The organism is Lentibacillus kapialis (assembly GCF_014646635.1).
GTDB classification, from domain to species: Bacteria; Bacillota; Bacilli; order Bacillales; family Amphibacillaceae; genus Lentibacillus; species Lentibacillus kapialis.
The window spans coordinates 1-20,568 of record NZ_BMNQ01000006.1; the positions used below are offsets into that span (position 1 = coordinate 1).

At 42.8% G+C, this 20,568-nt stretch carries 17 protein-coding genes; 5 read left to right on the forward strand and 12 right to left on the reverse strand.

The window, feature by feature from the left end:
* Positions 1–128: 128 nt before the first annotated feature.
* The 4 genes from IEW67_RS04040 to IEW67_RS04055 all read right to left on the reverse strand — a co-directional run bounded on the left by IEW67_RS04040 (position 129) and on the right by IEW67_RS04055 (position 4,548).
* Positions 129–2,024 (reverse strand): ABC transporter permease, encoded by a 1,896-nt coding sequence (locus IEW67_RS04040; RefSeq protein WP_188631782.1) that lies wholly within the window; start codon positions 2,022–2,024, stop codon positions 129–131.
* Positions 1,999–2,763: an ABC transporter ATP-binding protein gene (locus IEW67_RS04045; RefSeq protein ID WP_188631783.1), complete on the reverse strand. Its 765-nt coding sequence runs from the start codon at positions 2,761–2,763 to the stop codon at positions 1,999–2,001. The genes IEW67_RS04040 and IEW67_RS04045 overlap by 26 nt, the downstream gene beginning before the upstream one ends.
* Positions 2,764–2,854: 91 nt before the next feature.
* A complete protein-coding gene (locus IEW67_RS04050) occupies positions 2,855–3,856 on the reverse strand; it encodes a sensor histidine kinase (RefSeq protein WP_188631784.1) in 1,002 nt (333 codons plus the stop codon).
* Positions 3,853–4,548 carry a response regulator transcription factor gene (locus tag IEW67_RS04055; protein WP_373288484.1) on the reverse strand — a complete coding sequence of 232 codons (696 nt, stop codon included), beginning with the start codon at positions 4,546–4,548 and terminating at the stop codon, positions 3,853–3,855. Before IEW67_RS04055 ends, IEW67_RS04050 begins: the two co-directional genes overlap by 4 nt.
* A gap of 160 nt (positions 4,549–4,708) precedes the next feature.
* Here IEW67_RS04055 and IEW67_RS04060 point away from each other — a divergent pair, with 160 nt between their 5' ends.
* Complete coding sequence (locus IEW67_RS04060) at positions 4,709–5,626, forward strand: zinc dependent phospholipase C family protein (protein WP_308430707.1); 918 nt, start codon at positions 4,709–4,711, stop codon at positions 5,624–5,626.
* A 249-nt stretch (positions 5,627–5,875) separates the two neighbouring features.
* Here IEW67_RS04060 and IEW67_RS04065 read toward each other — a convergent pair whose 3' ends face one another.
* The 3 genes from IEW67_RS04065 to IEW67_RS04075 all read right to left on the reverse strand — a co-directional run bounded on the left by IEW67_RS04065 (position 5,876) and on the right by IEW67_RS04075 (position 8,930).
* Positions 5,876–7,147, reverse strand: a complete 1,272-nt coding sequence (locus IEW67_RS04065) for an MFS transporter (protein WP_188631786.1) — start codon at positions 7,145–7,147, stop codon at positions 5,876–5,878.
* Positions 7,148–7,394: 247 nt separating this feature from the next.
* Positions 7,395–7,628 (reverse strand): IDEAL domain-containing protein, encoded by a 234-nt coding sequence (locus IEW67_RS04070; RefSeq protein WP_188631787.1) that lies wholly within the window; start codon positions 7,626–7,628, stop codon positions 7,395–7,397.
* A 99-nt stretch (positions 7,629–7,727) separates the two neighbouring features.
* The gene (locus tag IEW67_RS04075) at positions 7,728–8,930 is read right to left on the reverse strand and encodes an MFS transporter (protein WP_188631788.1); all 1,203 of its coding nucleotides are present in this window, start codon (positions 8,928–8,930) and stop codon (positions 7,728–7,730) included.
* A gap of 224 nt (positions 8,931–9,154) precedes the next feature.
* Between IEW67_RS04075 and IEW67_RS04080 the strand changes: the two genes are divergently transcribed.
* The 3 genes from IEW67_RS04080 (at position 9,155) to IEW67_RS04090 (ending at position 14,358) form a co-directional block, all read left to right on the forward strand.
* The gene (locus IEW67_RS04080; protein ID WP_188631789.1) at positions 9,155–10,021 is read left to right on the forward strand and encodes a cation diffusion facilitator family transporter; all 867 of its coding nucleotides are present in this window, start codon (positions 9,155–9,157) and stop codon (positions 10,019–10,021) included.
* Between the two features lie 753 nt (positions 10,022–10,774).
* A complete protein-coding gene (locus IEW67_RS04085; protein WP_188631790.1) occupies positions 10,775–12,499 on the forward strand; it encodes an ABC transporter ATP-binding protein in 1,725 nt (574 codons plus the stop codon).
* Complete coding sequence (locus IEW67_RS04090; protein ID WP_188631791.1) at positions 12,496–14,358, forward strand: ABC transporter ATP-binding protein; 1,863 nt, start codon at positions 12,496–12,498, stop codon at positions 14,356–14,358. Before IEW67_RS04085 ends, IEW67_RS04090 begins: the two co-directional genes overlap by 4 nt.
* A gap of 123 nt (positions 14,359–14,481) precedes the next feature.
* Here the strand turns inward: IEW67_RS04090 and IEW67_RS04095 are convergent, their stop codons facing one another.
* Together IEW67_RS04095 and IEW67_RS04100 are read right to left on the reverse strand one after the other, a co-directional pair.
* Positions 14,482–14,775 (reverse strand): AzlD domain-containing protein, encoded by a 294-nt coding sequence (locus IEW67_RS04095; RefSeq protein WP_188631792.1) that lies wholly within the window; start codon positions 14,773–14,775, stop codon positions 14,482–14,484.
* Positions 14,772–15,452 carry an AzlC family ABC transporter permease gene (locus IEW67_RS04100; protein WP_188631864.1) on the reverse strand — a complete coding sequence of 227 codons (681 nt, stop codon included), beginning with the start codon at positions 15,450–15,452 and terminating at the stop codon, positions 14,772–14,774. The genes IEW67_RS04095 and IEW67_RS04100 overlap by 4 nt, the downstream gene beginning before the upstream one ends.
* A 633-nt stretch (positions 15,453–16,085) precedes the next feature.
* On the opposite strand from IEW67_RS04100, the gene nhaC reads away from it, so the two are divergent.
* Positions 16,086–17,456 carry a Na+/H+ antiporter NhaC gene (gene nhaC / locus IEW67_RS04105; RefSeq protein ID WP_188631793.1) on the forward strand — a complete coding sequence of 457 codons (1,371 nt, stop codon included), beginning with the start codon at positions 16,086–16,088 and terminating at the stop codon, positions 17,454–17,456.
* A gap of 496 nt (positions 17,457–17,952) precedes the next feature.
* On the opposite strand, the gene IEW67_RS04110 is transcribed toward nhaC, so the two are convergent.
* The 3 genes from IEW67_RS04110 to IEW67_RS04120 form a co-directional block, all read right to left on the reverse strand.
* A complete protein-coding gene (locus tag IEW67_RS04110) occupies positions 17,953–18,717 on the reverse strand; it encodes a cobalamin-binding protein (protein WP_188631794.1) in 765 nt (254 codons plus the stop codon).
* Positions 18,718–18,771: 54 nt separating this feature from the next.
* On the reverse strand, positions 18,772–19,524 hold the full coding sequence (gene map / locus IEW67_RS04115) for a type I methionyl aminopeptidase (RefSeq protein WP_188631795.1): 753 nt from the start codon (positions 19,522–19,524) through the stop codon (positions 18,772–18,774).
* Between the two features lie 224 nt (positions 19,525–19,748).
* Positions 19,749–20,507, reverse strand: a complete 759-nt coding sequence (locus tag IEW67_RS04120) for a (S)-benzoin forming benzil reductase (protein WP_188631796.1) — start codon at positions 20,505–20,507, stop codon at positions 19,749–19,751.
* Positions 20,508–20,568 lie beyond the last annotated feature (61 nt).

A 20,568-nucleotide genomic window follows, 5' to 3' on the forward strand; every position in this document is an offset into this window, starting at 1 on the left:
CTTTAGGAGCGCAAGCGAATCGCTATTGACTTATCGAGGAGTCACGCTACAGCATTAGTGCTAGAGCCGGACGTGGCAATATTCGACGAAGTATCAATAGGGCTAAAAATTATATACTTTCTGATCCTTTAAAAAACGGTGCGCCTAATCTGTTTCGTATAATAATACCTGACAATTCCAAAATAAATAATTTGAATCAATGCAAATATACCAAGGACCGAAGCTGCTTCACCCGTAAGGTTATAGTCAAATAAATGTGACAAAGCAGTCAGGGCAACAGCACCGTGAACCAAGGCAACAACAATCGGTGCGAAAAACAACAGGGCTGTCTGACGGTTAATTACCTTTTTCAGCTCTTTATCAGTCAAAACCATCTTGGCAATCGACTTGAACTTATCTTTATCATGGTCAAGGTCTGAGTACAACCGGAAATACAGAAAACTGCCGGCCGAAACAAAAAACACAATCCCGATAAAGAGCCCAATGAAGAGAACAGGTCCATAACTTTTATTGGTGGTATATAAGGTATAATCAATCGCCTGGAATCGACCTGGCTGAAATTTTTTCTGCAATATGCCCCCAGCATCGATGATGGATTCCTGCGAACCTTGTGCTGCCTGCCAAATTGTATAAGACCTTGAATTGACAGCGTTCGGCAACGCTTTAAATGTAGCATCATCAACAATATAGTAAGAATACATTTCCGGCATCACAACAGTTGATAACAAACGGTTCGGTGTTATATTTCCGCCATTCTCCAATTCAATAGGCACGTCCATCAACCGATCCTTTTTTGAATCGTCTATTATAACCCTCGAACTATCTGTAACCACAATCGCTTCCTGTTTATCCACATCTACTTTTTCCTTGCCAATAAGTGCAGCAAACCGGTTATATTCTGATTCTTTAGCAATCAAGACCTCTGACTGTTCGCTGTTTTCCACGTCAAAATAATCCAAATCCACTGACGCCTTTTCAGCTTGAATATCATATTTGTCCAACGTTTCATCAACCATCTTATTTTGTTTCTGCGTCAAAGGTTTCTCTCCTTCAAAGGATGAGTAGATATACGTATAGGGATTCATTTCTTTCATGTTTTTGGTCAAATAAGATTGAAATCCATATAACGAACCAATCGCACTAAATGCCACGGTGGAAATGATCGCTACCATAAAAAAAGTTCGTGCATTGTCCTTCATCCGAAATGATAAATCCGAAAAAAGCACCATATTCGTTTTGTGCCAAAAAATACCCCTATTGCGCTTGAGACGACGGATCACATAGACACTCAACTGAGTGAACAGCAAATATGTCCCGATTGTTACAACAATGATGACTGGCAGCATGGCCATGACTACTTGTTGACCTTTTACATACAGCGCTGTCCCATAGCCCGCAGCCAAAAGCAACGCCGCGATAACTGACAACATAATTGAAGCTTTGGGCTCGCCTTTAGACTGTTTATCACCCTTAATTAAATCAACGAGCTTTCGGGTCCGGAGAATAAACGACACGAACAATGATATAATCAAAAACAGTACAACAAACGACACAAACGTTACGAGAATAGCCCACAACGGAAAGTAAAAATGAAGTGCTTCATCAATTACCAGAACATTTTCCGCAAGCAGGAGAATCGCTTTGGCAAACACAAGACCCAGCATAATTCCACTCAGAGTTGCAAAAAAACCGATAAACATATTTTCCATAAAAACCATCAGCCGGATTTGCCTGGTGGACATCCCTTGCATCATTAGAAGACCAAATTCCTTCTTGCGTGATTGCAAAAACGAACTCATCGAATACAGCACAAAGAAAAAAGAAAATACATATATAATTCCCCCGGCAACAGCCATACCGTACAACACTTCAACTTTTATACCGCCGTCAAAGAAGGCAGGATGAAAAGCAAAGATGGCAAACGTGAAAAACACCATTACCGTAAACATACTGCTCAAAAAATAAGCAGCATATAAACGCTTGTTACGGATGACATTATTAATCGCGAACTGACGAAAAGTCACTGTCATCCCCTCCCATCAAGGAAAGCGTATCAATGATGCTTTGAAAAAATGTCTGTCGGCTTGTGCCGCGATGGATTTCGGAATAAAACTTACCGTCGCGAATAAAAATCACTCGGTCAGAATAGCTTGCTGCTTGTGGATCATGCGTAACAAGCATCATCGTTGTGCTTTCGTTTTGATTAAGCGATTCAAGCATGGCCATGACATCTTTGGATGATTTAGAATCGAGGTTTCCCGTCGGTTCGTCAGCCAGAAGCAATTTTGGTTGATGGATCATTGCTCTGGCAATCGCTGCCCGCTGCGCCTGTCCGCCGGAAATCTCATGGACTCGCTTGCTCATAATATCTGAAATACCTAATTTTTCAGCGATAGCATCTGCTTTTTGTTTCATCTCATTCACACGTTTACCGTCCAAAGTCAGCGGTAAAACCATATTTTCTTCCACCGTCAACGTATGCAGCAAATTAAATTCCTGAAAAACAAACCCCAACTCCCGGCGGCGGAATTTAGCCAGATCATTCCTGCCCAAGACATGCGGATTTTTTTCTTCAATCAACACTTCACCGGTTGTCGGCTCGTCGATGGTGGCGACCATATTCAAAAGCGTCGTTTTTCCGCTGCCCGACGGCCCCATAATGGCCACAAATTCTCCCTTTGCAATGTTTAAATCGATGTTTGATAAGGCACGATAAGCCACTTTACCTTCATACACTTTACTTACATTTTTTGCTTTTAGCATGTCTCTACTCCTTTCAAATGACAAAAAGAAATTCTTCTCGTAGTATACCGCCCCTTGGCCTGACAAACGATCGATTAGTCTTTCAGTTTCCTTACATTTGTGTAATGTTTTGGGCAGATGAAAACAGAATACGGAATGTTGTTCCCATATCCACGGTGCTTTCCATTTCAATTCTATGCCCCAAATAGCCGGTCACTTCTTTCACGAGATAAAGCCCCATACCAGTTGACTCCCTGTATGTACGTCCATTTTTCCCGGTATAAAAGGCATTGAAAATCCGATCGCGATCTTCTTTAGGAATGCCGACACCATAATCCGTCACTTCAAAAATGGCTGAACCATTATGCTCATACAATGAAATGATTACCCTGCCACTTATCCCGGTCGAATATTTCACTGCATTCTGGATAAGTTGGGTCATGATGAATATTAGCCATTTCTCATCAGATTCAACGGTCATTCCGGTCCGTTCATTTTCAAATTTGGGATAGACTTCGTTACGAATGAAGAAACGCCTGTTTTCCCGATTGACCTCCTGAACAAGATCTTCCAATACGACCGGCTTAATTCTGAAATCCTCCTCGATAGTTCGAAGGCGCGCCATGTATAACACGGTGTTCAGCCCTGTTTTAATTCGCTCGGTTTCTTCACGAATGTTTGACGATTCCGGCTCGTCCAGATCCTGAGCCATCAAATCGATCACCGATAGCGGCGTTTTCATTTGATGAACCCAGCGATCAATGAACGTCATATGTTCCTCTTTTTGTTGCTCCGCCGCTTCAATCCGATATTCATACAATCTGTATTGCGATTTAAGCAATTCATCAAGTGCCTCGGCAATCGGTACCGGATCCGTTCTCTGCAATGATTCATCAAGTGATTCCATGGGTTTCTCAAGCCGTTTGTAATACGTTCGTCGCGTCACATAACAATATACGAGGTAGCAGGTGAATAAAAAGAATGCCAGAAAAGTTGCATAGAGCAGTGTCCGTGCGTCCCGATAACCATCCAGCCAAAAAATAAGACAAACCAGACCAAACTGTACAATCTGAAATACGATCAATAATTGATGTTCCTTAATGAACAGCTTCATAACTCCTCTGCCCCATTCCAAGTTACCTGCAGCCGGTACCCCGCGCCTCGAACAGTTTCAACTGCTCCTTTAATGCCAATTTCCCGGAACTTTTTTCGGACCCGTGTCATATTGACGTTTAACGTGTTTTCATCCACGTACTCTTGATCATCCCACAGTTTTTCCAGCAAATCTTCCCGGCCGGCAACACGGGGATACCTGTCCATCAAACATTCGATAATATCAGCTTCTTTTTTGGTGAGGTCTGCCACATTGGGGCCAAACCTCAGTTCAAACCGCTCCGGCAATAGTTTCATTCCTTCCGTCTGCAGAATCCTTTCTTGATGTTCTGCCGCATACTCACCATAGGCACGACGTAATTGACTGCGGATTTTGGCCATGACTACATCAGGATGAAATGGTTTGGTGATAAAATCATCGCCGCCGTTTTCCAGAGCCATCACCAAATCCATTTCCCCAGTACGGGCGGATATGAATAGGACAGGGCAAATTGATTCCAGACGAATTTGCCGGCACCAATAGAACCCATCAAAACGCGGTAAATTAATATCCAACAACACTAGATGTGGCCGAAACCACCGAAACGACTCCATCAGGTTTTCAAAGTCATCAACAGCCAATACCTCATACCCATATTTTTCTATAAATGCGTGTAAGTAATCGGCTATTTTGGGATCATCTTCCACAATCATAATTCTTCCCACGTTCAACCCTCATTTCTTACAACATTCCAGTATGATTATAACATTGAAAAGAGAATATTTTTTGTCACAAAATATTTAGTATTGGCGTATTTATTAAAACAGTTTTCTTTTATACTATATGAAAGAAAATGTAGGCAGGAGGCGTTTCATGATGCCTAATATTTGGACACACATGCTGTTTTGCGAAAATGTATTGGACTCGATAGAAAATCCAAATTCATTTTTGCATAATGAAGCATATATGAAATTAGGTGCGCAGGGACCGGATCCTCTTTTCTATCATAATTTTTGGTCATGGTCTAAAAAGAATCCCGTCAATAAATTAGGGTTGAGAATGCATCAGGAGAAGTGCGGCGAATTCTTGTACGACTTGATTGATCAGGCGAAAAATTCAAATGGTCAGACGCAGGCATATGTATTCGGATTTGTGACACATCATATACTGGATCGCAACGCACATCCATATATACACTATCGTTCGGGTTATGAAGGGAATAAACATCAAAAACTGGAAGTGCTGATTGACACGCTGATGATGAAGAAGTATCATCATTTAAAAACCTGGAAAGCTAATGTTTCGAATGAAATCAATGTAGGATCCAAACTTGATAATCGTATAGTGGGGGGACTGCACAAAGCCATTAACGTCCATTATCCTGAATGGAATGTGACGTCTGATGATTATATTCAAAAAGCATACCGGGACATGAAATTAGCATTGAAATTGCTGGCTGATCCATATGGCTGGAAACATGCATTAATGAAGCCACTTGTTTCACCCTATTCACACCAGCCAATTAAAGATAGTGTTGATTATTTAAATTTGGAGAATAGAACCTGGTACCACCCAGCGACAAATGAGCCTTCTACCAAAAGCTTTGTCGACCTTTACAATCAAGCCTGGACGGAGGGGATCGAAATCATGTCCGAAGTGATCACATACTGGAACACACGGGATAACACTAGTCAGACGCGTCTCCGGAAACTGATTGGGAACATCTCGTATGACACCGGAAAACCTATAGCATTAAATCTGAGCAATAAATACAGTGAGCCAATTGTTTAAAGTATCTGTTTGATAGTTTACTGCTTTTTGACACATAATCCATAAACTGCGACGTAGTGACAGGGTTGATTTCTGCTTCGGGCAGTCGCTTTCCGCGGGCAACGCTTCACCCTCCTCGGAAGAAAACCGCTTCCTGCGGGGTCTTCAGCTGTTACTTTTCCCGCAAGAGTCTCCTGCCCTCCGCTCCAATCAACACCATGTTGGGGTCTCGCATATTCCAGCTGTTAGACTTGATGTTTAAAAAATCCGTCATCCGGTATAGCGCCTCGCCTGCTCAACACCTTTTTCGATATGAACAAATTTTAATAGAATAATACCAATTATAAAAAATATGAGCAGTGAGATAATCCCAAGTCTGCTGGATCCTGTTATCTGGCCAACAAAGCCAAATAATAACGGCCCAAAAATAGCTGCAAATTTTGAGGAAATGCCATAAAATCCAAAGAATTCCGCTTGTTTATCAGCAGGGACCATCCGTCCATAAATAGACCTGCTCAAAGACTGCGCTCCGCCCTGGACCATACCGACACATATGGCCAGCAAGTAAAAATGCAGAGCTGATGCCATAAAATAGCCCAGAATGACAATGCCGACATAAGTATATAGCGTCATATAAAGCGCCCGTTTTGCCGTTATTTTGGTTGCCAACCAGCCAAATAGAAATGTGAAGGGAATACCGACAAATTGTGTTATCAGCAGTGCAATAATCAATGAATTTGAACCAATCCCAATCCCCCGGCCATAGATCGTTGCCATCCTGATAATCGTTGAGATGCCATCATTATACATCCAAAAAGCGATAAGAAAAATCAGCAGGTACTTAAATTGTCTGATTTCTTTAAAGGTGTGAACCACCCGTAAAAATCCGATCGCCACATATGACTTATCTCGTCTTAACAGTGCTTGTTTCTCCTCCTGAATATTTTTAAACAGCGGTATGGAAAAGATGAACCACCATATCCCAACAGAAGCAAATGCGAGCTGGCTGGCAGTTGTAGCATCCGGTATACCCATTACTGTATAATTGGTTATCATGACAATGTTGATGGCAAGCAATATACCGCCACCTATGTAGCCAAATGCAAAACCACCTGCTGATAATTTATCCATTTCATCCTCGTTTTTGGCAATATCCGGCAAAAAGGCATCATAAAACACGTTCGCACCTGAAAAGCCAATATTTCCGATGATCAATAAAACAGATGCAAATATATACTCTCCCTCGCCGACAAATGCAAGCAGAATACTGGCAACCATACCCATATAAGCGAAGAAGCGCAAAAATTTCTTTTTGGCTGCAGAATAGTCACTGATAGCCCCCAGTATCGGCGCTAAAACAGCTACGATTAAAACCGCAATGGACTGGGAGTAACCCCAATAACTTTCAGCCAAATTTTCTTCCAGCCCAACAGCAGCGACATCATAATAAAAAACCGGCAGAACTGCTGCCATTATGGTTGTAGCAAACGCAGAATTCCCGAAGTCATATAACATCCAGCTTATCGTTGTTTTGCGTTTCATGACATCCCCCTCCCCTCTCAGCATATCAGATTAGCCCGACGACAGAATAAAAAAATCGGGAGCTTATAAGGCGGCAGCCTTCTCTGTAGCGGGTAGTTCCCGCCATTAAGATTAGAAAAACTCGGCATTCGCCTCGTCTTATAGCGAATGCCGAAGCTTTTTCTTATAAGGTCATCCATCATTTATACTTTCTGACGTTATTAAAAAAGCCCCGCCCGACACAGGCAAGGCATGGTTTTTGCTCGGTTTATTCCCAAATATAATGTCTGTATTCTTTTGATAACTGAATAAATTTTCTTCTATCGCCTGTATCAATGGCATGGTTGATAGCCGACTCCAGTTTCTGTTTATTCCAGCTAAAGCACACCTCATCCAGCACTAATTGCGCGGATAGCTTCAATTCAAACGGAACATCCCGTTTCGCCTTCATTGCTTTTCCAGCATAACGATAAAGTTGATAAGTCATTTTTTGCTTCTTCATGGAACATACCCCCTTGTTCCTTTTTTCCATTATCCTAAATAATAAGCATATTTGCAAGCAAAAGTTTCGAATAGTTAAAATTTTTGATGGAAGGTCTCTTTAAGGCTTGATATTCCGATATCCCAAAAACCCTGCAATTAAAGCAAAAACAGCCAAAAGACTCGCAATCCAGCTGATATCCCCCTTCATCATGAGTGCAATCACCGGTGGTCCTGCTGCAACACCAACAAAACGCATGGCAGTATATATCGAGGTGATCACCCCGCGCACACTTTTTTCCAAACTTTCCGTAATCAAAGCATCCAGACATGGGAGCGCCATGCCAATCCCGGTACCGCAAACAAGGAAAATCGACAGGAGGTAAAAAGGCCGGTCCGTAAATGGAATTACAGCAACCGAAGCACCGGTGAGAACGATTCCAATGAAAGTAACCCATTTCATGACGTTTAAATTATCTTTTATTTTTCGCCCGGTTATAAACGAAGCGACTGATAATGCCAATAACGGCACAGCGAGCAGTATCCCTTTCCATACGCCTTCGTACCCATACTTTTCTTCAAGGATACTGGACAAATAAAACAGGAAGCCAAATAAAATGAACATTAATATAGCACCAATCACAAATACGGCAAACAGCCATCTGCCGTGTTCCCGCAGAATATCTTTTGCAAATCCGAGATATTCTTTAAACGTTGTCTGTTTATTTTCGTCTCCGCCTTTATTCTTGATCATAAAGGCAACCATCAAAACCGATGCAGCACAGAACAAAGGAATTGAATAAAAAGGAATGTACCAGATGAAAGCAGCAAGCAACGCTCCCAATATCGGGCTCAACACTTTCCCAACCGTATTGGACGTTTCAATGATGCCCAGTGTGGTGCTTGCCTCCTTATCATCCTTAAACATGTCCCCAACAAGTGGCAGCACAATAGGAAATGCCCCGGAAGAACCAATCCCCTGCAATATTCTCCCGGCCAAAATAATTAAAAAAGGATCATCCATCATCTGTGATGCTATTCCGGCAACTAACCCGCCGGCGCCGGTAATGATCAATGCCGGAATAATAACTTTTTTTCTCCCGAACCGATCTGATAAAAACCCGGCAACAGGGATTAGAAAAATGGCCACAACCGAATATGACGTAATGATATAACTCGATTGCAGTTTTGAAATACCCAACTCCTGCTCCATAACCGGCAAGATTGGAATGAGCATTGAATTGCCCAGTGTCATAATCAGAGGAATCGATGCCAACGATATAACTGCCCAGCGTTTTTCCTGTTCTGTAAGTTGCTGCTTCATACTATTTCTCCTTCTTATTTATAATCACACTAAATTTACTATTTACATGCAGACAGGATTTATTCTTTATGATACTTTGACCCGTTGAAACATACTTCCACAACAGCAAAACATATAGTCCCCGCCTCTAAAGTTTCTCTGGACTTACCAATTAGAACTTTGTTAGACTATTATAGCTATAAAGAGATACGACAGTTAGTTCAGACGATAATGGAGGTATTTCCATGGATGAGGCGGATAATTTGAAGAAAGGCGAAAAAGGGGCCTGGATCAGCATTTTTGCATATGTAATCTTAGCGGTAGCCAAATTGACCGTTGCATCCATTTGGAATTCCGAAGCGTTGCATGCAGATGGATTAAACAATACGACAGACGTTGTTGCTTCATTTGCTGTTTTGATTGGGCTCAAAATTTCAAGGAAACCACCTGATGCAGACCATCACTATGGTCATTACAGGGCAGAAACTGTTGCTTCAATGTTTGCCGCTTTTGTCATTGTAACAGTTGGCATCCAAGTTATGATTGATACATTTGGCCAGCTGTTCGCAGGTGAAACGGACCGGCCCGGCATGCTCACAGCGTGGACTGCCCTTGGAGGAGCGGTCGTTATGTTTATCGTATATGGTTACAATATATCTTTAGCAAAAAAAATAGGCAGCCGTTCTCTTAATGCCGCCGCTCTGGATAATCGTTCAGATGCTTTTGTCAGTATAGGAGCTTTTGTGGGCATTGTTGGTTCACAATTCGGCCTTTATTGGCTCGATCCGTTGGCTGGTCTAGTCGTAGGAGCCATCATCTGTAAAACAGCATGGGACATTTTCAGCGATGCAACACATACACTCACGGACGGATTTGATGAAAAACAAATCAAGAAAATAAAGATGAGCATTGCAAAGGTTCCTGAAGTTAAAAAAGTGGTGGATGTGAAAGGAAGGATTCATGGCAACCAGACATTTATCGAGGTTACCATTCTTGTTAACCCTGATTTAAATGTAAAAGAAAGCCATGATATAACAGAAAAGATTGAGACATTTCTCCAGGAAAAACATAATATAACGTATACCCACATTCATATAGAACCCTACGAGTAAAACCCGGGAACTGCACATCTTGCCGGGCTGTCATAAACTGCCTTAACATGACCGGTGATTCAATGACCTGCAAATATTTTAAGCCTGTACCCAGACATTTTATAATCACCAATCTGACGGGATTAAAAAGCTGGCACAAAAATATCTTCAAAAAAATTAAGGAAATTGTGATCCAAAAGCTCATTTATCACGTTAGCTTTATAGAAAGCGAGGTGATTACGATGACTGATGTAACTCAAATCCTGAGCGATATCCTTAATGGCAGTGCCAACGATTCTGCCAACCTCGATGTGGATGTCAGCGACTTGCTGTAAAACGCTAATCTGAAAACAACACATTTGTTAACAATCAATTAAATGAAGAAGGAGGGTAACATAATGGTAGACGTAACCCAAATTCTAAGCGACGTCCTTAACGATACAGGTAATCAGACTGGCAACGTTGACTTTGACATAAATGACTTATTGTAAAAAAAGAAAACGAGTTTGCATAACGTAACATCAAATTAGGAGGCGAAAAATATGGATATCACACAAATTCTAAGCGACATTCTGAATGAAAGTGGAAACGGGTCAGGTAATGTCGATCTTGATATCAGCGACCTGCTGTAAACATTTTCTATCAATAACCGTTTCCATAATCGGACAAGCTGCCGGGGTGATGTATTCAACCCCGGCTGTTTCTTGTTTCAGAGGTTGCTCAGGTTGCAATCAGCATACATATCAGACGATTCACAGGTAAGGGTGATGTTTTATGTTCAGACTGTTCCGGATTTTAAAATCCTATCGCAAAACGATTGCTGCCATGATGGTGCTTCTATTGTTCCAGTCCTTATCCCAATTATTACTCCCGGTACTGATGGCAAACCTTGTGGATACCGGAGTGGTTAACTCTGATATTTCCTATATTGTACGTGTTGGTGCTGTTATGCTTTTCGTTGCGGCAATGGGCGTGGTTTTTTCAATTTGGGGTAGTTATTATGCCGCAAAAATTGCATCGGGTTTTGGCAGGGATGTGCGTCAAAGAGTTTTTTCCCGTGCTGCACATTTTTCGCTTCAGGAATTTGACAGTCTTGGCACTTCTTCCCTCATTACGCGAACGACTAATGATGTCATGCATGTCCAACAGGTGTTGACCATGATATTCCGGACTCTGATCATGGCGCCGATGTTGTTCATTGGTGCCTTTATCATTGCATTGTGGATAAACCCCGGCCTCTCTATGGTTATTTTCGCGCCGCTCCCAATTATTGCTGCTGCCATTCTGCTTATAGCCCAAAGAGGCATGCCGCTTTTTGAATCATTAAGGAAAAAAACCGACCGCATGAATCTTGTATTGCGTGAAGGGCTGACAGGTATCCGCGTCATTCGGTCATTTAACCGGTCAGAGCATGAGAAGAATCGGTTTGAAAAAGCAAATCATGATTATTCTGAAACGGCAATCAAGGTTAATAGGCTGATGGTTATCTTGACGCCGCTCATGATGGTTGTCCTTAACTTCTCAATCATTGCCCTGGTTTGGCTCGGCGCTTTCCGGATTGAAACAGGATCCCTGCAGGTCGGTGATTTAATGGCATTCATTCAATATGCGATGCAAATCATGTTTTCTTTCATACTGGCCTCTGTGATGTTTGTTGCCATTCCAAGGGCTTCCGTTTCTGCACGACGAATCAATGAAATCATAGATTCCGTACCTGCTGTGGAAAAGGCTGAACAATCTGTTGAAACAGGCGGAATAAAGGGTGAAATCGAGTTCAGAAATGTCACATTCAGCTATCAAGAATCTGAGATACCAGTGCTGTCCAATATTTCCTTTAAAGCGAAACCCGGGGAGCTTACAGCCATAATCGGCGGAACCGGATCGGGAAAATCAACACTGGTCGGTCTGCTCCCGCGTTTTCATGACGTTCGCGAAGGCCGTATTCTGGTGCATGGTACAGATATCAGGGATATTTCCCATACGAAGCTGCGCCAGAATATTGGATATATCCCACAGCAGCCCCATTTGTTCAAGGGAACGATAGCGGATAATATTCGCTATGGAAGCAGCACAGCAACAGACGAAGAGGTAAAACATGCCGCCGATACGGCTCAAGCCGGGTTTATTTCTGGTTTGGAGGGTGGTTTTGAAGCAGCAGTTGCTAAACACGGTGCCAATTTTTCCGGGGGACAGCAGCAGCGGATTGCTATAGCCCGTGCATGTGTCCGAAAGCCAGCTATTTATATCTTTGATGACAGTTTTTCCGCAATTGATTTAAAAACGGCTTCCAGTCTGCGCTCTGCTCTCCAATCGGAAACGGCCGGTTCGACAGTATTTATGGTCACTCAACGAGCGGAAATTGCAGAAGAGGCCGATCAGATCATTGTTCTGGATAAAGGGCAAATTGCCGGAATCGGTAAACACCGAAAATTAATGAGAACATGTAACATTTACCAGGAAATTGTGTCTGCACAGTATGCAGAGGAGGACATATCATGAGCCTCAAAGTCACCAAAAAGCTTCTTGCCAAATACCAAAAAGAAAACAGCACCCGCAGTCATTCAACGATGGGTTCACAAGCTTTCGGGCAGACGTTAAAACGACTGGCAGGCTATCTGGGTCCCTATAAAACAGGTTTGGTTATTGTAGTGGTTACGGCTGCTGCCAGTACACTGTTTGCTATTCTTGCCCCGGCAATCCTTGGGCGTGCCATCACAGAATTGTTCCAGGGTGTCAATGGGGAAACGATTGACTTTTCCAAGATATTGAAAATCCTTATCCTGCTTGGTGTATTATATCTGTTAAGCGGTTTTTTCACTTACATACAGGAGTATATTATGACAGGGATTTCACAGAAAGTTGTTTATGTGCTGCGCAAGGCAATCAACGACAAATTGGCGCGGCTGCCGATTTGCTATTTTGATGACATGAACCATGGTGATATACTCAGCAGGGCTGTCAATGATCTTGAAAAGGTGAGTAATACACTCCGCCAGAGCCTTACACAATTCATCACCTCTTCTATTACAATGATCGGCGTTTCAATCATGATGATCGCAATCAGTCCATTGCTGACAATCGCTGCCTTCGTTATACTGCCGCTCAGTATCCTGATTAGCAAGATGGTTATTGCCAAATCACAAATCTACTTTAAAGGGCAGCAAAAATCACTTGGGGAATTAAACGGCTATGTAGAAGAAATGTATGACGGCCATGAAATCGTAAAAGCGTTTGGACAGGAACAGCAAACCATCAGCCACTTTGAAAAGTTAAACAACAAACTGTATAGACACGGCTGGCGTGCGCAATTTATCTCAAGTATTATTATGCCTGTCATCAGGTTCATCAACAATATCGTCTATGTACTTATATCTGTGCTGGGGAGTATCTTCGTTATTCAGCGCATATTGAACATTGGTGAGGTGCAGGCTTTTGTGATGTATATCAGACTGTTTTCGCAGCCGATCACGCGAGCAGCGAACATATCAAATATTATTCAATCAACTGCTGCAGCAGCCGCGCGCGTATTTGAGATCCTGGATGAGCAAGAGGAAACACCATCGATAATCAATCAGGAATTACAGAACCCTGATGGCCATGTCAGCTTTGAACATGTTATGTTCGGTTATGATCAAGGGCACCCTATTATGGAAGACGTCAGTTTTGATATCAAACCAGGGCAGACTGCTGCCATTGTAGGTTCTACCGGTGCAGGCAAAACAACATTGCTGCATTTATTGCTACGTTTTTATGAAGCGAACAGCGGCCGGATTACGATTGACGGGCTGCCTGTTGATGATTTTAACCGTAATGAACTGCGCCGTATGTTTGGTCTGGTACTTCAGGACACATGGCTCTTTCATGGCACCATTCGGGAAAACATTGCTTACGGAAGGGAACACGTAACAGAAGAGGAAATCGTATACGCTGCCAAAGCTGCTAATTGCGATCACTTCATCCGAACTTTATCGGATGGCTATGACACCATGTTAAACGAATCAGTATCCAACATTTCACAGGGACAGAAACAGCTTCTAACCATTGCCCGCGCCATTATTTGCAATCCCTCAATCCTTGTTCTGGATGAAGCAACGAGCAATGTCGATGTGCGGACGGAACATTCTATCCAGCATGCCTTAAAGAGGCTGATGAGGGGCAGGACAAGCTTCATCATTGCCCACAGGCTGTCAACGATCCGTAATGCCGACACGATTCTCGTCATGGATCAGGGTGAAGTGGTTGAACAGGGAAGTCATGAAACCCTGCTGGAAAGAGGCGGTTTTTATGCTGAATTATATGCTAGCCAGTCCTCAGACGGTGCAATACACCATAAGAATGCTGGAGGCGCTTTGTCGTAGCACCGCCGGGTAAGGACGCCATCCGGTTAGTTTACTGAACATAAATTGCGTAATAATTCCCCTTTTTGGTTCTTATTCAAATGATTTTTTGTTAATGGAATCGTTCATCGAGTATCTTCCGTATCACATTGTCATTAAGAACACTGTCAAAATCGCTCCTATGACAACTAAAATGACATTCAATCCGAGATACGCCAAAGCCACAGCAACGATTCCGCCAATGACTCCAACCAGCGGCTGATCAGGTATGATACTTAGAATGCCGGGAAAAATAAGCGCCCCAAGCGCTGCAAACGGAATAGCATTCAGCCAGCGGTTTATCCAGTCACGGAATTGCAGCTTATCCACGATGAATGCCGGCACAACCCTAGGAATCATGGTTACAAGCGCCATACCTATAATAATAATTAAAATCATGACGCATCCTCCTTCAACAAAAACACGCCGCTTAATCCTCCCAGAACTGTCCCAAAAACGATTGCCCAGCCTTCACTCATAAATTGACTGCAAATAACGTTAATCAGCATGGCGATAACTGCTATAAATCCCGCGCGCCATTCCTTTTTCACTGAAGGGATAAGCAACCCGATAAACATAGCATATAAAGCAATACCCATGCTCTGGCTCAGCTGTTCAGGAATAATTTCGCCTAAAATGCCTCCTAAAAAAGATCCCATAATCCATGATAAATATGCTGTTAAAATCAGGGCAGCATAAAAATAAGCGCCTTTTTCTTTTTTCGCTTCGTTTATATGTAAAGACGACATAGCAAATGTCTCATCCGTCAACCCAAGTGATAAAGGCGCTTTCCACTTCAAGCTAAGATTTCTCAGACGGTTCATGAATGATAGACTCATCACAAACTGACGGAAATTAAGAACAAACGTTGCAACGATAATTTCCAACGCCCCGGAACCGACCACAATCATATTCGCCCCCATAAACTGGCTGGCGCCTGCAAAAACCATAACACTCATTAAGGTTAATTCAGTCAAAGTCATCCCGGCCTGTTTTGCCAGCACACCATACGTAATGGCTATCGGCAAATAACCGATCATGATCGGGAAACCTACTGTTATACCTTTCCGGATCATATATATTGCCGGGGATCCTTTTTGTTTATTTAACACGTCTGTATCCACACTCGTCCCCCCTAGTTAGAAAAACTTGGCATTCGCCTCGTCTTATAGCGAATGCCGAAGCTTTTCTTATAAGGTCAACCATTTTATACTTTCTGACGTTACAATGAAAATTAGACATATTATAACGCATAACATTACAAAGAAAAAGTAATTCATTTCACATTGACAAATGATCAGCATACCTTGTATAGTCAATAGTAATATTTTAATTGTATAAATAAATCCGTGAATGCGAAGCAGAATCTTTCTGGGCAGCAACCAGAGACGGGGAGTCCGGTGAAATCCCCGGCAGGAAAAATTCAAATTACACATTCAGACTTAACGGATATTTCTTTGAGTGGATGAGTTTCCGGAATGAAGACAACTGTACCGAATTGTAAAAGTTGCCGACAGTTATTTTCATACCACGATTCATCAATCAGGGTGGTAACGCGGAGAATAAGCTTCGTCCCTATTTGAGGATGAGGCTTTTTTATAACGTCAGAAAGTATAAATTATGGATGACCTTATAAGCTTCGGCATTCGCTATAAGACGAGGCGAATGCCGAGTTTTTCTAATGTTGATTAAAAAAGGAGGCGTTCGAGATGTTTACAGTGCAGCCAAAGTACTATCCGTCACTTAGTGAATCGATTTTATTTTTCATATTAACCATTGCCCTCATCAGCTATTTTCTGATTGGACTTGGTACGGACCCACATATTCCTATTCTGATTGCGGTACTTCTTACCGTGATGTATGGTCTTATTCGCAAGATATCGTTCAAAGATATTGAAGCGGGAATGATTGACGGTGCCAAATCAGGTATGGCAGCCATTTTCCTGTTCTTATTAATAGGGGTGTTAATCAGCAGCTGGATGATCAGCGGGACAATCCCCATCCTAATCAGTACCGGCTTTACATTTATTGGTGGAGTATGGTTCTATGCGATAGTTTTTGCTGTTACCGCTATTATTGGTGTATCGCTTGGGAGTTCATTGACAACCACGGCAACAATCGGGGTGGCTTTTATTGGTATGGGGAGTGCCATGGACGCATCGATGGCAATTACGGCAGGAGCAATCGTTTCCGGGGCGTTTTTCGGTGATAAAATGTCGCCGCTGTCAGATACAACCAATCTGGCTTCCACCATTGTAAAAGTGGATTTATTTGACCATATCAAACATATGAGTCTGACGACAATCCCGGCATTTCTGACCTCATTCATACTATTTGCGATCCTGTCACCTAACGAAGCCGTTAGCGTCGGGAACCTTGAATCATACTTAACAAGCCTTGAAGATACTGGTCTGATGTTCTGGACCTCGTGGATACCACTCATTATTCTTGTATTGGCAACACTCTTTAGGATTCCGGCTTTCATTTCACTGGCTGTAAGCAGTGTGGTTGCGACACTGCTTGCCCGGATAACAAGCGGCCTGTCATGGTCCGACATATGGGGAATTTGGTTCAATGGTTACACAGCATCGACCGGTTTTGATCCTGTTGATAATTTGTTAACAAAAGGCGGCATTAACAGCATGTTATTTACCATTTCGCTTGTTATCCTGGCACTCGGATTCGGCGGGTTGCTATTTGTCACTGGAATCATTCCGGCCATTTTATCATCATTTCAGGAAAAACTGCGAAAAGTGCGTGTCATTATCGCGTCAACGGCCGCGACAGCACTTGGTGTGAATGTGCTGATTGGTGAACAGTACCTGTCTGTTATGTTAACAGGCGAAACGTTCAAAGGTGTCTATCAGCAGGCAGGGCTTCCCAACAAAGTTCTTTCCCGAACTCTGGAAGACGCCGGCACCGTCGTTAATCCACTCGTACCCTGGAGTGTCTGTGGTGTTTTCATCGCTGATGTTCTCGGTGTACCTGTACTGACTTATTTGCCATTTGCCTTCTTCTGTTTACTGAGTCCGGTCATAACCATCATTTTTAGCGGCCGCACATTGAAAAGATACACCTGATCTTCTGGGATTAAAGGATCTATTAGAAAAACTCGGCATTCGCCTCGTCTTATAGCGAATGCCGAAGCTTTTCTTATAAGGTCATACATAATTTATACTTTCTGACGTTATTAGAGAAACCGGGCAAAGTACGACCCGGTCCTTTTCCTTCTTTTCGTCAGAGAAAATCCGATAGAGCGTCCGCCTATACTGGGGTATCCATACCTAACGGATCCTCCTTCCGTTAATTGGGCAAAATTCACCCCATTTTAGTGGTATCATGAATCCTCATTCCGTTATTTAAGTAAACAAAGGGGAAAACTAAGGAAAAAAGAGGAAATAACGGAATGAGTATCCGCTAGCGCGCTGGAAAAGCCTTAATTGACGCAAATAGCGGAATGAGGAACCGCCCAGGTTGGATTTTCCGGACAGAACAAATCCTCCTTCCGCTATTTGAGCAAAACTATAGCGAAAAAAGAGGAAATAACGGTGGTATGGATTCGGATGATGACTCCCTTCATTCCAGCACAGCTGTTAACTTGCGCAGTCCTTCGAGGAGTCTTGGAGAGGGCCGGCAAAAAAGGGATTCTTCTAAAACGTGAATGTTATTTTCGCGTATAGCTTTCATCTGAACCCAGCCAGGTCGTCTACGAACAAGTTCAGGACGCATTTTGGACTCCTTAATGCCTACCCACACCATGCAAATGTGGTCAGGATCGCGTTCTTTCACATCATCCCAGTCTGTCTGAACACTCGCCTTTTCATGGCTGTCAAAAATATTTTGGGCTCCTGCCAGATAGCTGAGTTCCGTCAGCCAGTTGACACTTCCAGGTGTGAAGACAGGCTTTGGCCACCATTCCCAGTATAAGGTGGGGCGGTATGTCTTTTTTGCGGCCTGATCACGGAATTGCTCAATCTCTGCACGGAAGACAGCCGCTTTGTCGGCACCAAGCTGTTTTTCACCTAAAGCCTCACCGACCGTCTCGATATCGTCTGCAATTTCTTCCAATGAGTTTGGATTCAAAATAATATAAGGCAGCTTTCGTTTATCAAGCGCCTCAATATTTTTTTCCATACCGGGAACACTCAGCGAAGCCAGCACTAAATCAGGGTTCAATGCTTCCACTTTATCCATATCAACCGACAGGTCCGGACCGACACGCGGCAACTGAGTCACTTCCGGCGGCCAATCGGAATAGTTATCAACACCAGCAAGCAAGTCAGTCCTGCCGAGATAGGCCACAATTTCCGTATTACTGGGACAAATCGAAACAATCCGCATTAGCTTGCACCCCTTTGCAATATGCACGTAACATGAACAGCAACATCTAAAATATTACGTATCCTGATCAGTTATCAGCATCGGGCCATCCTTTGTAATAACAACCGTGTGTTCGAACTGTGCCGAACGTCCCTGGTCCACTGTGCGCGCCGTCCAATTATTGGAATCCATTTTACTTTGCCAGCTGCCTTCATTGATCATTGGTTCAATCGTAATGACCATGCCTTCTTTCAATCGTGTTCCTTTATTCGGCAGACCAAAATGTGGGATATGGGGCTCTTCATGCAAAGTCGGACCAATACCGTGACCGGTAAAGTCACGCACAACCGAAAACCCTTCTCCTTCAGCATACGTTTGAATCGCATGTCCGATATCACCGATCCTGTTGCCAGGACGCGCCTGTTCAATTCCTTTGTAAAGTGACGTTTTCGTAACGTCCAGAAGTTTTTGACCTTTGTCATCCAATGTGCCAACTTGATAAGTCCACGCGGAATCTGCCAGGCCGCCATTTAAGTTAACGACCATATCAATCGTGACAATATCCCCCTCGATGAGCTGTTCATCACGTGGGAAGCCATGGCATATTTCATCGTTAACCGAGGCACACGTCGCATAGGGGTAACCGCTGAATCCCTTTTGTTCAGGCGTTGCTCCATGTTTAGCCAGGAACTTTTCTGTAAATGCATCGATCTCCATTGTTGTAATGCCCGGTTCAATCATTTTCGCAATCTCTTTGTGGCATTTAACAAGTACATCACCTGCTGCCTGCATTTTTTCAATTTCGCGTTTGCTTTTACGAGTTATCACTATCGTTCGTCCTTTCCTGCAAAATCTTCTGTAACATGAATATGCAATATTGCACGCACTCATCCTATCACTTTAATAATTGTATCATAAACTGTACTTCTCAGCTGGATAAATTGCATCAATTTAAAACATCTAAAGCATCAGAAAATGCAGGGAAATAGTGATCCCTGCATTCTGAATTTACTGTGATTTCATCTCCCGGTTTCGCACTTCATATTGCTGTATTAGAGGTAGTCGGTTACAGAATATATTTTTCCGTTCACAATGCTGGTTTCATCCGTCAAAATATCAACCAGAATGCCGCCAACTGTATCTGTATCTTTCAATTGATTAGTCTGTTTATATCTGCGAAATTCGTCAACTTCAATAAATGCGTCTTTATCACTCTGCCGAATTTTCTCTTGCATATCTGTATCCATGATTCCCGGACTAAATGCAATCACTTTATTTTGCGTTTTTAATTGATCCTGTTCCAGTGCAGCTGTTCGTGTAAACATATTAATACTTGCTTTCGAAGAGCAGTAAGCACTCCAACCATAAACCGGTCGTTCGGCAGCTCCTGAGGTAATGGTAGTGCTGATAAATCGAACATCCCGCTCACGAGCCCTTTTCAGGAATAAGTTTGTCAATACTATTGGAACGATTGTATTCACCTGGATGTGATGGGAAACATCAGCACCTTTTGTATTCATGGATTGGTCAATCGGCTCCAGCACACCTGCATTATTGATTAAATAAACTGTATCAGGCTCCTGGGAAAAAATATCTTCACTGATTTGCCGAAAAGTTGTTTCTGTTGAATTCATGTCACCTAAATCACATGTGAAATGCTGATAAGTCACCCTGTTTTCTGACGCTACCTCATTAAGTTTATCATTCCCGCTCCGGGATACGCCTGTCACATGAATGCCTGATTCCAATAATAACTTGACAATTGACTCTCCCAATCCTTTTGATACACCTGTAACGACTGCATGCCGCATAAAATCCCCCCTCATTTCATTTTTATATGCTGTTATATTACCCGCATTTGGACAATCGGAA

Excerpts from the sequence above, each read along its gene's own strand:
- IEW67_RS04085 (WP_188631790.1), top strand. The coding sequence starts at position 10,775 with ATGTTCAGACTGTTCCGGATTTTAAAATCCTATCGCAAAACGATTGCT.
- IEW67_RS04110 (WP_188631794.1), bottom strand. The coding sequence starts at position 18,717 with ATGCGGATTGTTTCGATTTGTCCCAGTAATACGGAAATTGTGGCCTAT.
- IEW67_RS04080 (WP_188631789.1), top strand. The coding sequence starts at position 9,155 with ATGGATGAGGCGGATAATTTGAAGAAAGGCGAAAAAGGGGCCTGGATC.
- IEW67_RS04070 (WP_188631787.1), bottom strand. The coding sequence starts at position 7,628 with ATGAAGAAGCAAAAAATGACTTATCAACTTTATCGTTATGCTGGAAAA.
- IEW67_RS04075 (WP_188631788.1), bottom strand. The coding sequence starts at position 8,930 with ATGAAGCAGCAACTTACAGAACAGGAAAAACGCTGGGCAGTTATATCG.
- IEW67_RS04100 (WP_188631864.1), bottom strand. The coding sequence starts at position 15,452 with ATGATCCGGAAAGGTATAACAGTAGGTTTCCCGATCATGATCGGTTAT.
- nhaC (WP_188631793.1), top strand. The coding sequence starts at position 16,086 with ATGTTTACAGTGCAGCCAAAGTACTATCCGTCACTTAGTGAATCGATT.
- IEW67_RS04120 (WP_188631796.1), bottom strand. The coding sequence starts at position 20,507 with ATGCGGCATGCAGTCGTTACAGGTGTATCAAAAGGATTGGGAGAGTCA.
- IEW67_RS04090 (WP_188631791.1), top strand. The coding sequence starts at position 12,496 with ATGAGCCTCAAAGTCACCAAAAAGCTTCTTGCCAAATACCAAAAAGAA.
- IEW67_RS04045 (WP_188631783.1), bottom strand. The coding sequence starts at position 2,763 with ATGCTAAAAGCAAAAAATGTAAGTAAAGTGTATGAAGGTAAAGTGGCT.
- IEW67_RS04095 (WP_188631792.1), bottom strand. The coding sequence starts at position 14,775 with ATGATTTTAATTATTATTATAGGTATGGCGCTTGTAACCATGATTCCT.
- IEW67_RS04060 (WP_308430707.1), top strand. The coding sequence starts at position 4,709 with ATGATGCCTAATATTTGGACACACATGCTGTTTTGCGAAAATGTATTG.
- IEW67_RS04065 (WP_188631786.1), bottom strand. The coding sequence starts at position 7,147 with ATGAAACGCAAAACAACGATAAGCTGGATGTTATATGACTTCGGGAAT.
- IEW67_RS04050 (WP_188631784.1), bottom strand. The coding sequence starts at position 3,856 with ATGAAGCTGTTCATTAAGGAACATCAATTATTGATCGTATTTCAGATT.
- IEW67_RS04055 (WP_373288484.1), bottom strand. The coding sequence starts at position 4,548 with ATGATTGTGGAAGATGATCCCAAAATAGCCGATTACTTACACGCATTT.